The organism is Rhodococcus sp. 3258 (genome assembly GCF_031456475.1).
Classification (GTDB): Bacteria; Actinomycetota; Actinomycetes; order Mycobacteriales; family Mycobacteriaceae; genus Rhodococcoides; species Rhodococcoides fascians.
The window spans coordinates 760,753-774,957 of sequence record NZ_JAVDUT010000001.1 but is presented as its reverse complement, the minus strand read 5'-3'; the positions used below and the strand labels follow the sequence as shown (position 1 = coordinate 774,957).

Here is a 14,205-nt window from a genome sequence, read left to right as displayed (position 1 = left end):
GAACAGGTGTTCCCATTACCAGCTCCCGGCGGTATCGTTCTCGCATGGGTTACCGATTTCAGGTCGTCGTGGACAGTGTCGACCCGCATGCGCTCGCGGCATGGTGGGCACAGACTCTCGGCTGGCAGGTCGAACCCAGCAACGAGGAGTTCATTCGCGAGATGGTTGCGGCTGGCCACGCCCGAGAGGAGGACACAACCGTGTTCGACGGCGTTCTGGTGTGGCGAGCAGGCCAGGGCATCACCGATCCGGAATCTCCTGGCACCCCGCGGGTGCTGTTTCAGGCGGTACCCGAATCGAAGTCCGTGAAGAACCGATTCCATCTCGACGTTCGCGTCGGTGACGGACGCGAGGCGGTGGTGACCGAACTCGAAGGTCGAGGCGCGTCGGTACTGCATCGCGGGCAGCAAGGGCCCAGCACCTGGATCACCATGACCGATCCCGAGGGCAACGAGTTCTGCGTCAGCTGATCGCGCCGAGCTCTATCGATACGCGCCGGGAGTTTGCCCGGTCCAGCGCTTGAAGGCTCGGCGGAATGCGCTCGGTTCGGAGAAGCCCAGGCGGGCCGAGATGTCGTCCACGCTGTCGCCCCGGCTCAACCCCGAGATGGCAGCGTCGCGCAGAACCTCCTCGCGGAGCTGATTGATGGAAGTGCCTTCCTGGCGAAGGACGCGGCGCAGATGCGGCGGGCTGATGTTGAGCATGGCCGCAATCTCTTCGGTAGCCGGCGTACCGCCTCTGAATCCGGTCTCCAGGGCCCTTCGGACCTGACTCGACGCAGTGCTGTCGTAGTCCCTCGACGAGAACAGCAGGTTGGGTGACTCCGCGAGGTACTCGGCCAGTGTCGCCTCGGTCTGCACTATCGGGGCGCGCATGAGCGCGGTGTCGAATTCCAGTGCGGCGCGGTCGGATCCGAACTGCACATGAGTTCCGAATATGGTGTCGTACATCTTCCCGGCCTCGGGCCCGGGCAGTGCATAGGGCAACTGAACCGACAGGAGTTTGACCCGGTTACCGATCAGCCACGCCGCGAACCGATGCAGCAGAATCAACAGGAAGTCGGTCAGCAATCGCTCGGCGAGCTCGTTCGCTTCGGGGCTGAGATCGGTCGTGGCTTCGACGTGCACCGTCAGGACCGTCGACTGCTCGGTTCGATCCAGCGTCATCGGTTTCACCGGAATGAGCACGCGCATGGTCTCGGACATTCGAATCAGCGCTGCCCACAGATTTTCCGTGTGTATCAACGTCTGACATACCACCCGAAAACTGCCGCGCCGCACGGGAACTGCGGCGAGTCCGAAGAGTTCGTCGCCGGTCATTGCCCAGACGGCCTGGGTGAACGCGGTGACCTGTCGGGTGGTGAGCCGCTCCGCCGGGTCGTCGAGAATGGTGGTTCCGATCCCGGCCATCGACAACGGGTACGTCAGGTCCACTCCGCCGTTGGCCGCGAGGTCGACGGCTTGCCTGACGAAGTACGCCGGAATCGTCGGTTGCGCAGTCACAATCGCCGTAACCTCTCGGCGGCATCGGCGAGCACGTGGTCCTGCTTGCAGAAAGCGAAGCGCACCAACGAATTCCACGGCGCAGGCTCGTCGACGAAGGCAGTCACCGGTACCGCGGCGACGCCCACGAGATCGGGCAGGGTGCGACAGAACTCGTACGCATCACCGCGGCCGATCGGTGCGATATCGGCGCACACGAAATACGTTCCGGCACTGTGCTTGACGTCCGCACCCGCCTCGGTCAATGCCGCGGACAGCGTGTCTCGCTTGCGCTGCAGACCGTCGCGCATGGCGGCGATCCACGCCTGCTCGTGACCGAGTGCGTACGCGACGGCGGGCTGGAACGGGGTACCGCCGACGAAGCTCATGAACTGCTTGGCGGCGCGCACCGCATCGATCAGCTCTTTCGGTCCGAGCGCCCACCCGGTTTTCCAGCCGGTGGCGTTGAACGTCTTCGCGGCACTGGACACGGTGACGGTTCGCTCGAACATGCCCGGCAGCGTCGCGATCGGGGTGTGCACACCGTCGTCGAAGATCAGATGCTCGTACACCTCGTCGGTGAGCACGAGCAGGTCGTGGGCGATCGCGATCTCGGAGATACGGATCACCGTCTCGCGATCGAACACGGTGCCGGTGGGATTGTGCGGCGAGTTGACGATCAGCATGCGCGTTCGTGGGCTCACGGCCCGTTCGAGGGCGTCGGTGTCGACGGTCCATCCGTTGCCGTCGGTGACCAGGGGAACGGCCGTGCGAGTGGCTCCGGCCAACGCCACAGCGGCCGCATAGGAGTCGTAGAACGGCTCGATCAACAGCACGTCGTCGCCCGGCTCGATCAAGCCGAGCAGCGTCGCCGAGATGGCCTCGGTGGCACCCACGGTCACGAGAACCTGCGAATCGGGGTCGTACCGAAGTCCGAACCGGGCGTGCCGGTCGTCGGAGATGGCTGCGCGCAGGACCGGCATTCCCGGGCCGGGGGAGTACTGGTTGAGGCCGTTCGCGATGGCGTCCCGCGCGGCCTCGAGCATGGCCGACGGTCCGTCCGTGTCCGGGAATCCCTGCCCCAGATTGACGGCGTTCTTCGCCACCGCGAGTGCGGTCATCTCGGCGAAAATGGTCGATGCGAACGGGCGCAACCGGGTCACTGTGCGCGACGGCAACATCTCGGACATTCCTGCAGCGTAGTTCACACAGTCGGCGCGAGCGTCGGGCCTGCGTCTGTACTGTGCCTGTCATGCGATTCGGAATGTTCGTGCCTCAGGGTTGGCGGCTGGATCTGGTCGGGATCGATCCGGCCCAGCAGTGGAGTGTGCTGCGCGAGCATGCCGTTGCCGCCGAAGCCGGACCGTGGGAATCACTGTGGGTCTACGACCACTTCCACACCGTTCCCGTCGCGACGGACGAGGCGACGCACGAGGCCTGGTCGCTGATGTCCGCACTCGCCGCGTCCACCTCGCGTATCCGACTGGGTCAGATGTGCACGGCGATGTCCTATCGCAACCCCGCCTATATGGCGAAAGTTGCTGCGACAGTGGACATCATCTCCGGCGGTCGGGTCGAGATGGGTATCGGCGGCGGTTGGCACGAGCACGAGTTCCGCGCCTACGGCTACGGATTTCCCTCTGCCGGTGAACGATTGGGCCGCCTCGACGAGGGCGTGCAGATCTTCAAACAAGCGTGGACCACCGGCGAGGTGTATCTCGACGGCAAGCACTACGAGATCGACGGTGCCGTGGTGCGCCCACTGCCCCTGCAGGAGGGCGGCATCCCACTGTGGATCGCCGGTGGCGGCGAAAGAGTGACACTGAAGATCGCAGCGAAATACGCGAACTACACCAACTTCGATGGAACCCCTACCGGATTCGCCGCCAAATCGGCTCTGCTGCGCGATCATTGCGCAACCGTCGGCACGGACTTCGACGCCATCGTCCGCTCGGCCAACTACAACGTGGCCATCGGCTCCACGGAGGCCGAGGTGCAGGAGCGGCTACGCGCTCTCGAGGCTCGACTGACCGAACACGTCGGAGCCGAGAAGGCACACGAGGCATTGGGCGCATACCGCGGAATGCCCGCCGTCGGAACACCCGAGCAGATCGTCGAGAACCTCACCGAACTGCAGCAGCAGGGCATGACGTACGGAATCTTCTACTTCCCCGAAGCTGCCTACGACCGCTCCGGCATCGAACTCTTCGAGCGCGAGGTCATCCCGGCTCTTCTGTAGGCCGCGTCAGGTCCTCGGGCAGATCGGCGGGGTCCACGAGCAGCTGCTGGTTCTTGGCCTTGCGTACCTTCTCCGACAGGCCGATGTTGGCGTGCAGCAGTGCCCATTCGCCCTCGGTGATCTCGGCGGCGGCGCGCGCCAGGACGTCCGCGTCGGTGGTGCCCCAGGCGATCGGCATCGCCGACACCAGCTGCCAGGTGCGTCCACCGGTGTTACGGCCGCGATCGGCGAGCACCGACACCGCAGGCACCTCGGCACCGCGTTCGACGGCGTGGCCGGGCAGCGCACGGACGACGCGCGTGATCAGGACGTAGTGCGGCTCGTCGACTCCTGGTTTCGCGACATCGACCAGCGACAGCAACGTCGCGCCGCTCGGCATCGTCTCGGCCACCACCGCCGGAACCAGATCGCCCCGGGTGTAGAGCGATTCGATGGACCCCATCTTCTTCGGTGCCCACACCATGACCCACAGGGACGTCGCCGCCCCGATGCAGAACACGCCGCCGAGGATGTACGACCACGGCGTCGCGATCCAGAAGAACCAGATCCCCAGTGCCAGCAGGACCGCTGCCGTGAGCGCCGCGGACATCCGCAGCCGGCGAAGTTCGGTGAACGTCTCGTTGACCGACTTCGCGTGGGCTACGTCTACGGGGAACTCGAATCGGCGCACACTGCTATTCCTAGCATGCCGCCGATCCCGACACGAAGCGTCAGATTGCCGGGCCGAGCAGGTCGTCGGCGTCGGTGATGCGGTACGCGTAGCCCTGTTCGGCAAGGAACCGCTGCCGGTGCGCGGCGTATTCGGCGTCCAGGGTGTCGCGCGAGACCACCGAGTAGAAGTGCGCCTGACCACCGTCGTGTTTCGGCCGAAGCAATCGGCCCAGTCGCTGGGCTTCTTCCTGCCGGGAGCCGAACGTTCCCGAAACCTGGACTGCCACCGACGCTTCGGGAAGGTCGATCGAGAAGTTCGCCACCTTGCTCACCACCAGAGTCTGGATCTCACCCTTGCGGAAGGCGTCGAACAGCACCTCTCGTTCCTTGTTCTTGGTCGAGCCCTGGATCACCGGCGCGTTCAGGGCTTCACCGAGTTCGTTCAGCTGATCGAGGTACGCGCCGATCACCAACGTCGGAGCGTCTTGGTGTTTCGCCAGAATGGACTTCACGACGGCGATCTTGGTGTGCGCCGTCGAGCAGAGCTTGTAGCGCTCCTCGGGTTCGGCGACCGCGTACGACATGCGTTCGGCGTCGGTGAGAGTGACGCGCACCTCGATGCACTCGGCCGGTGCGATCCACCCCTGCGCCTCGATGTCCTTCCAGGGCGCGTCGTAGCGCTTCGGGCCGATCAGCGAGAAGACGTCGCCCTCGCGTCCGTCCTCGCGGACGAGCGTGGCCGTCAAGCCGAGTCGACGCCGTGACTGCAGGTCGGCTGTCATGCGGAACACCGGTGCGGGAAGCAGGTGTACCTCGTCGTAGATCACCAATCCCCAGTCGCGGGAATCGAACAGCTCCAGGTGCTTGTACTCACCCTTGGTTCGACGGGTGATGACCTGGTACGTGGCGATTGTCACAGGGCGGATCTCTTTGCGCTCGCCCGAATACTCGCCGATTTCCTCCTCGGTGAGCGACGTGCGAGCGATGAGCTCGCGCTTCCACTGCCTGCCGGCGACGGTGTTGGTGACCAGGATCAGCGTGGTGGCCTTGGCTCTGGCCATCGCCGCCGCACCGACCATGGTCTTACCCGCACCACACGGCAGCACGACGACGCCGGAGCCGCCGGCCCAGAACGAATCCGCGGCCATCTCCTGGTAGTCGCGCAGCGTCCACTTGCCACCCTCGGTATCGAGCTCGATCGGGTGCGCTTCGCCGTCGACGTAGCCGGCGAGGTCCTCGGCGGGCCAGCCGATCTTGAGCAACATCTGCTTGACGTGGCCGCGTTCGCTCGGATGCACGATGACCGTGTCCTCGTCCACCATCGCGCCGAGCATGGGCGCAATCTTCTTGTGCCGCATCACTTCGGTGAGCACGGCGCGGTCCAGGCTGATCAGCACCAGACCGTGGACCGGGCTCTTGACCAACTGCAACCGGCCGTATCGGGCCATCGTGTCGACGATGTCGACCAGCAACGGCTGGGGTACCGCGTAGCGCGAGAAGTTGACCAGTGCGTCGACCACCTGCTCGGCATCGTGTCCGGCAGCGCGCGCGTTCCACAGCGCCAGCGGGGTGATGCGGTAGGTGTGCACGTGCTCGGGCGCACGTTCGAGCTCGGCGAACGGTGCGATCGCCGCCCGCGCTGCGCCCGCGAGTTCGTGATCGACCTCGAGCAACAGCGTTTTGTCGGACTGGACGATCAGCGGGCCGTCGGTCACGGTTCCTCCTAGAGACTTCTGCTGCGCCCGAAAGAGCGCAACTTCTCCATTGTCCACAGGTAGGGGCCCGCGTGCACGTGAGCAGTGACTCAGTCCACCAAGGCGACGGAGGTGATGCGGTGCAGAGTGAACCGCCGCACGCCCCCGGTGGCGGGGTCGAATGCGTCGAGTTGACCGCCGCCGATGCTGATCGGATCGACGATGCGGTGGGTCGCGACGCCCTGCGCGTCGACGTACCCGATGCTGACGCTGCGCTTGACCTTCGCTGCTGTCTGCAGCAGCGTCATCGTCGCGGTGCTGCTCGCGCGAGATCCGTCGGCGCGCACCACCGCACCGCCGTTGCCCGCAGCGCGGTCGGCGGCTCGCATGCCACGTACCAACGACCCGAGCTGCTCGTCGGTGGGAACGGCCGGGGTACGGAAGGTCTGGCGCGGCCGCCGCGCCGATACCCGGGAGCCGCGGGCTCGAAGATCGACGATGGTGCCGGACGAGTCTTCACCCGCGGGCGCGAATCCGGCTCCGGCGAGTACCGACAGCACCTCGGCCAGCGGTGCCTGGGAGATGGCGACGGTCGGGGCGAGGGCGCGCAGGGCGAGCGACTCGGCGGCCGGAGAGGCCATCACCTCGGCGAGCAACGCCGGATCCTCGCACCGGACGAACGACGCGGCCACACCGGCGCGTAGTCGGCCGTGACGCCTGGCCACGTCGTCGATCAGATACGTCAGGGCCTGCGGAACCGGAGTGCGGGAATGGGTCGCGAACAACGAATGCAACTCCGAGGCCGTCAGGCCCACGTCGAGGGCCCGGCGCAGGCTCGTGTCGCTGATGCGATACATCGTCGCGGCACCTGCCGACTCCACGTCGGCGACGAGCGCGATCCGATCCTGCAGATCCGGTTCGAGCGGTCCCGGTGCCACCAGCGTCAGGTCGGCCTGCACCAACACGTAGTCGATCGGCTCGGGGAGTGCCGCGCGCATGTCGGCCTCGGCATTACCGTCGTGCAGCAGCGAGCGTCCCGGCGTCGACATCGCGCCGCGCGCGACCACTCCCAACGCGGTCGCCTCGGCGATCACGTGCCCGACGGGTGTCACGCCGAACCGTCCGGACCACCGGGGTCGACGCCACGTCAGTGTGCGGGTGAGGTCGGTGGGCGTCGCGGCGTGTCCACTGCCGAGCTCGGCCAGCAGCTCCAGGATCATGCGACGGTCGCGGGGCGCGGCAGGCGAGCGGACTTCGTCCGACAACGCGGCGATGGGCTTGTCGTTGGGGTCACGCATGCCGATCACCCACGGGGCTCGCGGCGTCTCGAGCCAGGCGGAGGCGAGGGTGTGCCACCGGGCGGCCGGGGCCGCGGCGAGCCACGCGTCGACGGCGGGCGTCGGTGCCCAGTAGTCGTCGCCGGTGTCGGCGGAGGGGACGGGGTCCGGGGTTCCGCTGGAGATCAGATGGGCGGCGGCGAGCAGTTCGACGAGGATGCTCACGCGGTCGTCGTCGAGTCCGGTGGCCTTGGTGATCTTGCGCAGCTCGCGCACTCCGAGCCCGCCGGCCTTGAGGGCGGGAGCCGGTGACGCGGACAGCGCCTCGATGATGGCCACACAGTGCCGCCCGAGCTCGAGTGCCTCGCCCGCCGCGGCAGCGTCGACGTCGGCGAGCGCATGGGCAGTGGTCGTCAGCTTCGGTTCGGCGAGTGAGCGGGGATCGGTCATGGGCTCGCCGCGCAATATCTGACCGACCTGGACGGGGAGTTCGACGGTTTGCTCGTCCAACCAGATCAGCAGGCCTGCGGCGAGCAGTTTCTGCACGGGCCGATCGGGTGGGGTGCCCGGTGCGGCGTCTCGGGTACGGCCGGTGGGCGAAGACCTGGCCAGGGTGTCGAGAAGATTGCGTTCGCCGTCTTCGAGTGCGGCCAGCGCTGTGGTGATGTGGGTTTCGGTGAGGGTGTCCACAGGGTCGAGTGCGCGGCCGATGCGCCACGGCACGGCGTCCGCAGCGGTTGCGCTGATCCGGAACCCGGCGGCGTCGCCCCAGACGAGAAAGCGTTCGCGCAGTTGGGACAGCGCTTTGTCCACGGCTTTGGCCGGGGCGCGCTTGGCGATGACGGACAGCAGCGTGGCCCTGGTGACCGGACGCTCGTAGGCCTCCTCGATGGCCAGGATCTCGAGCACGGTCAGGGCCAGGGTGTCGAGGGTGTCCGCAGTGTGCAGGATCGACCGGCGTTGCTCGGCCCGGCCGGCCAGCACTGCCAGCGAGGCGGGCGGCGGCGCAGTCAGATCCGGACGCAACGACATGGCCTTGATCAGCTCCGCGTCGGTGCGAGCTGCGATCCACTGAGGCAGATCGGGAGGCATGTCGGTGTGTCGGGGCGCAGTCGTGTCGGTCATCGTCTATCAGATTAGAGACCTGGGCTGGTGCTCGCCGCAGGGCAGGTGTCAAAATGGGCCCATGGTGAACAAGTCGAAGAAGCCCTATGTCGATCCAGGCTGGCCGGAAACCGCTCGCGGTGACCACGCGGTGACCGAACTCTCGTCCGCTCGATCGGGTGGCTTGTCGCCCTTCGGTGAGGACACCGAGTTCCCGCTGCCCGTCGAAGACCTGCCCTACGCCCATCCGGTGACCGTCGTCAATCGCTGACAACGGCGCCCGAACACGAGAAAGCCCCCGACATCTTCGCGATGTCGGGGGCTTTTCTCGTATAGCGGCGGTTCTTGCTACTGGGGCAGGAACGCCTTGTTCGCCTGGTAGAAGCTGACGACCTGCGGATCGAGCTGGATGCCCTGAGCGGCGTTCTGGACGAACGACGCGATCTGGGGATCGTTGGTGATGTTCTGGACGGCGGTGACGATGCCGTTGACGACCTCGGCCGACGCATCGATCGACGGGATCGACGTCAGGTCGGGGAGGGCGGGAACTTCCGGTGCCTTGGGGGTGGCCGGAACGCTGCGCTCGGTGGGTGCGCTGCTCAGGCCGAGGCTCGAGGAGCAGGAGGGCCATGCGCCCCAGCCCTGCGAGTCGAGGACCTTCTCGGCGACTGCGATCTGCTCTTCACGGCTGGCCTGGTTGGCCGTTGCCGCGTACTGCTGTCCACCGTGTGCGTTCCAGGTGCTGGGGGAGAACTGCAATCCGCCCTGGAAGCCGTTGCCGGTGTTGATGCCCCAGTTGCCGCCTGCTTCACACTGTGCAAGGCGATCCCAGTCGGAATCCGGTGCCGCGTTGGCGGTACCGGTGAAGGCGATGCCTGCGGTGCCCATGATGGCACCGGTGACGGCGACCTTTGCGACGGTCTTGCCAGTGGTGCTCGGCTTGCGATGACGTCCGCTCATACGAGTTGAAATCCTCTCCACACGCGCCTGCGAGGTCAGCTGTCGGGTTCGGGCTGAGAGGTAGCCCGGCCTTCTTGCTCTTCCATATCGGATGAGCAATTGGGCTTCACCCCAAGGGAACTGGTGCGGCTTCGTGAGTCGCTACAAGTTCCCGGTTGTCCGTGGAGGACGTGGGTCCCCCGTCCTCGTCCCCTGGGTGATCGTCGAGGGTTGTTCCGGTTCCCGCGGGACGAGGTTTGGCGCTGCGGGCCGGAATTCGGCCGAACTTTCCGGCCGCTGCTGACCGTACTGAAATTCCCGGGTTACGTCACTATTTGGTAACTGTCGATTTTTTCGTGTGTCCGCGACCGTCCCGACGGTCTGATTCCGGTCGCTCGAATAGGCCCAGCTAGTGGCTGTTCTCGGTGATCGACCCCGTGCTGTTGCCGGTCTGTTACCGAAGCGTGATGTGACGGAAGTCACATCACGCGAGGGGCCTCGAAAGGTCACCGAACCGCAACGATGTCTTTTCCCAGCGGCATCAGCGAGACCGGAATCAACTTGAGGTTCGCGATCGCGAGCGGAATACCGATGATCGTGATGGCCATCGCGATCGCCGTGACGACGTGTGTCAGCGCCAGCCACCACCCGGCGAGGACGAGCCACAGCACGTTGCCCACGAGGGCACCCGAACCCGCGCCGGGCTTGTCGACGATCGTCGACCCGAACGGCCACAGGGCGTAGACGCCGATGCGGAACGACGCGATCCCGAACGGAATGGTCACGATCAGGATGCACAGCAGGAGTCCAGCGAAGAAGTAGCCGAGTGCGAGCCACAGTCCACCGAACACGAGCCAGATAACGTTCAGGAGCAGTCGCATGATCTATCGCGCCCGTCGGCCGGAGAGCAGCGCGTACACCAGAGCGAGCACGAATCCGGCGGGTGCCGAGAACATCGCCGTCAGGTACAGGCCCAGTGGCGGCTTGGCGTCGGAGAAGACCGGGAAGAACAGGATCGCGACGATGGCAACGAGGCCGATCACGAACAGCACCAGCGCGATGCGCAGCAGTGCAGTACTTCGCTTGCGAGTAGATGAGTCCACACCACCACGGTAGTGCGCGGCGTTGCGTCGTGCGAAAAACCGGAATGCCCTATTCGGGGCCTGCGCGCTAGACTGGCGTATTCGCGTCCTGCGTTTTCGTGGGGCGCGAAACTTGTGCACACCGCAGGGTCCCGACATCGGGCGTGCGGATACGAAACCAGCGACAGCAACAGATGAACGGGTGAGCTCAGTGCCGACCGGCAAGGTGAAGTGGTACGACGTCGACAAGGGATTCGGATTCCTCTCGCAGGAGGAAGGCGAGGACGTGTATGTGCGTTCGTCAGCGCTGCCCGAAGGCGTCGACGGCCTCAAAGCCGGCCAGCGCGTCGAATTCGGCATGGCCGCGGGCCGTCGTGGCCCGCAGGCACTGAGCCTGAAGGTTCTCGAGCCTGCCCCGTCGATTCGCCAGAACAGCGGCAGCACCCGCCGCGAGCCCGTCGAGCGCAAGCACACACCCGACGAACTGCACGGCATGGTCGAAGACATGATCACGCTGCTCGAAGCGACGGTGCAGCCGGAACTCCGCAAGGGCAAGTACCCGGACCGCAAGATCGCTCAGCGCATCTCCGAGGTGGTCCGCGCCGTCGCTCGCGAGCTCGACAGCTGATCGTTACGGACGCGTGCCGATGGACCAGATCGCGTGGCTGACGAAGCTCTCGGTATTGGTGTCGGTGTCGATGATTCCCGTGGGTAGCCGAACCTCGATGCCGAGCAACGTTCGGCCGCCGTCGTCCGTCGTCGGGACGGTGACGCTCAGCCGGGTTCCCGGCTGGTTGAACTGGCTGCTCTCGACGACCGCCCCGGTGTCGTCGCCGTAGACCAATGCCAGTTCCCACGGCGCGGAGTAGACGGCCTCGGGCATCGACAACTGCACCGTCGGGGCAGATCCCACCTGTATCTCGGCGGTCTCGCCGACGTTGGTGCACAGCGGGTCGCTCACGGCGCAGTACAGGTACGGCTCGACTTGTACGGCTCGGCCGTTGGAGTACGCCGTGACGACCGGTTCCTTGTCGGGAGCATTGCCGATCAGGACGGCGAGTACACCGACGAACGCGACGGCGACGACGAACAGGCCGGCGGCGATCAGCGACGCGATCTTCTTGGTGCGGGGAGCCAGGTTCACTTGGTCACGTTTTCGCCGTAGGAGCTGTCGGATACTTCTTGTTCGACATGGTCGGGCCGGTTGCCACCGAACCCGGGTAGCAATGATCGACCGCGGTACGTCAGGAAGGTCTGCACCAGGCCGATCGTAAGCAACACCGACACGACCGTGAAACCGAGCCAGTACTCGGTGGGAAGCAACACCCCGAGCGTTCCGCCGAGAACCCAGCACAGCTGCATGACGGTTTCCGAGCGGCCGAATCCGGATGCAATGGACTCCGGAGGCAGGTCGGACTGCAGAGATGCGTCGAGCGAGACCTTGGCCAGTGCGCTCGCGCTCGACGCGACCAGGGCGGCCACGGCGGCGGTGAGCAAACTGTCCGTGACGGCTGCGACGACGGCGACTACCGTCACCGCGACCGTGCACCGCAGGACGACCACCGATGGTCGGCCGAGCTTGATCCTGGCACCGAGTGCGTTGCCGGCGAAGTTGCCGAGACCGGCGGCGGCTCCGACCAGTCCGAGCATCGCGGCCTGCTGCAGCGGCTCGTGTTCGGTGCGGGATTTTGCGACGAACGCGATGTACAGCGTGAGGAAGCCGGTGAGAATTCTGATCGTGCCGTTGCCCCAGAGTCCGACGATCACCGCACGGCCCAGTGGCTGCCTGCGGTTCTTGGCGGCGGTGGCAGGCGGCGGAGTGCGCCTCAGCTTCTCGGTCGGGGCACCGCTGCCGGGGTAATCGCTGCCGTGATGCTGGTCGGCGTGATAGCCGAGGGTGGCCGGAACCTCGCCCTCGGTCACTTCCACCCAGGACGGGATGCGCATGCTCAGGTATGCGCCGAGCACGGTGATCGCGGCGACGAACCACAGTGCGCCGGGCGAATCGGCGACGAAGGCGATACCGCCGGCGACAGCCCCTGCGGCGATGGTTCCCCCGAGCAGTCCGAAGACGGTGAGCCTCGAGTTGACGCGGACGAGGTCGATCTCCGGTGGCAGTACCCGCGGCGTCACCGCACTCTTGAGTACCGCAAACGATTTGCTCAGGACGAGCATGCCCAGCGCCGCTGGATAGAGCACCCAACTGTCGAAGTTGAACACCAACACCACCGCCAGCACGGTACGCAGGCCGAACGAGGTGGCCAGCGCGATGCGTCGGCCGTGCTGCAACCGATCGAGCAACGGGCCGATCAGCGGCGCGATCAGCGCGAACGGGGCGATGGTGATGACCAGGTACAGCGCAACCTTTGTCTTGTCCTCACCGGTCGCCGCGGAGAAGAACAGCGTGTTGGCCAGTGCAATCGCCAGGGCAGCGTCCGATGCGAAGTTCGCCATCGTCGCGTAGGTCAGCGCGGTCAGCCCGGACTTGTCCGCCCCATCGGCTTTCGCAGCCCGCTGGAACGACGCGATTCCTTTGCCGGTCAGCTCGCGCCCACGCATCGCCGCGACACGGGTGACGGTGAGCTTCTTGGGCATCGGTGGTGGCTTACGCCCGCCGGTTCGGCCGCGCGCCGCAGTGATCTGCTGCGTGCGCGCCGGGTGCAGCGGCGGCAACGGTTGGCGGCGGCTCGGAACGTGGCCGCCGGCGCTGGATTGGACAGCACGGGGGTCGGCCGGTGGATAGTTGACGAAACCGGGATGCTCCGAGCTCTGTTCGTCAGCAGTGGAGTGACCGGTTTCGTTGCCAGCGCCCGAGTTTTCCGCACCTGGCGTGGGGTGGGGGAGTCGCGGATCGGTCACGTGATCAATTCTGTCCTACGGCCGCGGGATCGGTGAATCGCACCTCGAAGATCTTGGGCCAGAATTTGCCGGTCACGAGGAATCTGTCGGTCCCGGGGATCTGGGCGATGCCGTTGAAGACGTCGGCTCCGTTTCGCTCGGTGGCCGACATCGAATCCCACATCGGCTTGCCGTCGACGACGGCGGTGACGCGGCCGGTGGTGGGGTCGATGCGCATGATGTCGAAGGTCTGCCAGACGTTGGCGTAGATCGAGCCGTCCTCGGCACATTCGAGTTCGTTGAGCCGTTCCACCGGATTGCCGTCGAGTGTGACGTCGACGGTGTTCACGGCGTCGAAGGATGTGGGGTCACGGAAGGTCAGGGTGGACGTGCCGTCGCTCATGACCAGTCGGTCGTCCGGGGTTCCTTCACCCTGCGTGCACAGCCCCCATCCTTCGCCGTCGTAGTCCACTCGGCGCTGTTCGGCCAGGGTGTCTCGGTCGCGGGCAATGGCGACTCCGTCTTGCCAGGTGATCTGCCACAGGGTGTCGCCGTCGACGGTGATGCCCTCGCCGAACAGGTCGGACGGCAGATCGACCCGCTCCAGCTCGGTCATGTTCTCGAGCGACGTGCGGCGGACGAAGGAGGAGCCCTCCAGCCCGGTGCCCTCGTAGAGCACATCACCGTCGATCTCGAACCCCTGAGTGAAGGCGTCGTCGGCGCGATCGTAGAAACGCAGAACCTCGGCACCCAGCGTGGGTACCGAGTCCGACGTGATGGGGGCCGAGTCGCCTGGACCCGACGTCGACGAGCAGGCGGTGACGGTCAACAGGGACGTCACGAGTGCAGCGAAGGTGCGAGCGCGGACGGTCATTGCATCCATGATGGCAGCCCGAACTG

Annotated in this window: 15 protein-coding genes and 1 riboswitch; of the genes, 4 read left to right on the top strand and 11 right to left on the bottom strand. The window is 66.0% G+C overall.

The window, feature by feature from the left end; all coding sequences use genetic code 11:
- The first annotated feature begins 44 nt into the window (after nt 1-44).
- Nucleotides 45-470 (top strand): VOC family protein, encoded by a 426-nt coding sequence (locus J2X62_RS03575; RefSeq protein ID WP_310177600.1) that lies wholly within the window; start codon nt 45-47, stop codon nt 468-470.
- A 12-nt stretch (nt 471-482) separates the two neighbouring features.
- Here J2X62_RS03575 and J2X62_RS03570 read toward each other — a convergent pair whose 3' ends face one another.
- The gene (locus J2X62_RS03570; RefSeq protein WP_027495889.1) at nt 483-1,502 is read right to left on the bottom strand and encodes an AraC family transcriptional regulator; all 1,020 of its coding nucleotides are present in this window, start codon (nt 1,500-1,502) and stop codon (nt 483-485) included.
- Nucleotides 1,499-2,671, bottom strand: coding sequence for a pyridoxal phosphate-dependent aminotransferase (locus J2X62_RS03565; protein WP_310177596.1), 1,173 nt, complete (start codon nt 2,669-2,671; stop codon nt 1,499-1,501). The genes J2X62_RS03570 and J2X62_RS03565 overlap by 4 nt, the downstream gene beginning before the upstream one ends.
- 62 nt (nt 2,672-2,733) lie before the next feature.
- On the opposite strand from J2X62_RS03565, the gene J2X62_RS03560 reads away from it, so the two are divergent.
- Entirely contained in the window at nt 2,734-3,720 is a 987-nt protein-coding gene (locus tag J2X62_RS03560) for an LLM class F420-dependent oxidoreductase (RefSeq protein WP_310177594.1), read from the top strand.
- Here J2X62_RS03560 and J2X62_RS03555 read toward each other — a convergent pair.
- From J2X62_RS03555 to J2X62_RS03545, 3 genes are all read right to left on the bottom strand, one after another.
- A complete protein-coding gene (locus tag J2X62_RS03555) occupies nt 3,701-4,390 on the bottom strand; it encodes a DUF3239 domain-containing protein (RefSeq protein ID WP_310177592.1) in 690 nt (229 codons plus the stop codon). The two genes, J2X62_RS03560 and J2X62_RS03555, sit on opposite strands and share 20 nt — an antisense overlap.
- Nucleotides 4,391-4,430: 40 nt before the next feature.
- Nucleotides 4,431-6,086 carry a DNA repair helicase XPB gene (locus J2X62_RS03550; RefSeq protein ID WP_027495892.1) on the bottom strand — a complete coding sequence of 552 codons (1,656 nt, stop codon included), beginning with the start codon at nt 6,084-6,086 and terminating at the stop codon, nt 4,431-4,433.
- Between the two features lie 89 nt (nt 6,087-6,175).
- Nucleotides 6,176-8,467 carry a helicase-associated domain-containing protein gene (locus tag J2X62_RS03545; protein WP_032365879.1) on the bottom strand — a complete coding sequence of 764 codons (2,292 nt, stop codon included), beginning with the start codon at nt 8,465-8,467 and terminating at the stop codon, nt 6,176-6,178.
- A 61-nt stretch (nt 8,468-8,528) separates the two neighbouring features.
- Between J2X62_RS03545 and J2X62_RS03540 the strand changes: the two genes are divergently transcribed.
- Complete coding sequence (locus J2X62_RS03540; protein WP_008719333.1) at nt 8,529-8,717, top strand: hypothetical protein; 189 nt, start codon at nt 8,529-8,531, stop codon at nt 8,715-8,717.
- 77 nt (nt 8,718-8,794) lie between these two features.
- Here J2X62_RS03540 and J2X62_RS03535 read toward each other — a convergent pair whose 3' ends face one another.
- The 3 genes from J2X62_RS03535 to J2X62_RS03525 all read right to left on the bottom strand — a co-directional run bounded on the left by J2X62_RS03535 (nt 8,795) and on the right by J2X62_RS03525 (nt 10,488).
- Nucleotides 8,795-9,406 (bottom strand): transglycosylase family protein, encoded by a 612-nt coding sequence (locus J2X62_RS03535; RefSeq protein ID WP_027495894.1) that lies wholly within the window; start codon nt 9,404-9,406, stop codon nt 8,795-8,797.
- 8 nt (nt 9,407-9,414) lie between these two features.
- Nucleotides 9,415-9,622, bottom strand: a riboswitch (cyclic di-AMP (ydaO/yuaA leader).
- A gap of 269 nt (nt 9,623-9,891) precedes the next feature.
- Nucleotides 9,892-10,266 (bottom strand): YccF domain-containing protein, encoded by a 375-nt coding sequence (locus J2X62_RS03530; protein WP_027495895.1) that lies wholly within the window; start codon nt 10,264-10,266, stop codon nt 9,892-9,894.
- A gap of 3 nt (nt 10,267-10,269) precedes the next feature.
- Nucleotides 10,270-10,488: a hypothetical protein gene (locus J2X62_RS03525; RefSeq protein WP_310177578.1), complete on the bottom strand. Its 219-nt coding sequence runs from the start codon at nt 10,486-10,488 to the stop codon at nt 10,270-10,272.
- Nucleotides 10,489-10,678: 190 nt separating this feature from the next.
- On the opposite strand from J2X62_RS03525, the gene J2X62_RS03520 reads away from it, so the two are divergent.
- Nucleotides 10,679-11,095, top strand: coding sequence for a cold-shock protein (locus tag J2X62_RS03520; RefSeq protein ID WP_167327283.1), 417 nt, complete (start codon nt 10,679-10,681; stop codon nt 11,093-11,095).
- A 3-nt stretch (nt 11,096-11,098) separates the two neighbouring features.
- Here the strand turns inward: J2X62_RS03520 and J2X62_RS03515 are convergent, their stop codons facing one another.
- Genes J2X62_RS03515 through J2X62_RS03505 form a run of 3 tightly spaced genes read right to left on the bottom strand, consistent with a single transcriptional unit; the run spans nt 11,099 to nt 14,179 of the window.
- Entirely contained in the window at nt 11,099-11,611 is a 513-nt protein-coding gene (locus J2X62_RS03515; RefSeq protein ID WP_204846614.1) for a DUF2771 family protein, read from the bottom strand.
- The gene (locus J2X62_RS03510) at nt 11,608-13,326 is read right to left on the bottom strand and encodes an MFS transporter (protein ID WP_179284673.1); all 1,719 of its coding nucleotides are present in this window, start codon (nt 13,324-13,326) and stop codon (nt 11,608-11,610) included. The genes J2X62_RS03515 and J2X62_RS03510 overlap by 4 nt, the downstream gene beginning before the upstream one ends.
- 4 nt (nt 13,327-13,330) lie before the next feature.
- Nucleotides 13,331-14,179: a glutaminyl-peptide cyclotransferase gene (locus tag J2X62_RS03505; RefSeq protein ID WP_371831960.1), complete on the bottom strand. Its 849-nt coding sequence runs from the start codon at nt 14,177-14,179 to the stop codon at nt 13,331-13,333.
- Between the last annotated feature and the right edge of the window lie 26 nt (nt 14,180-14,205).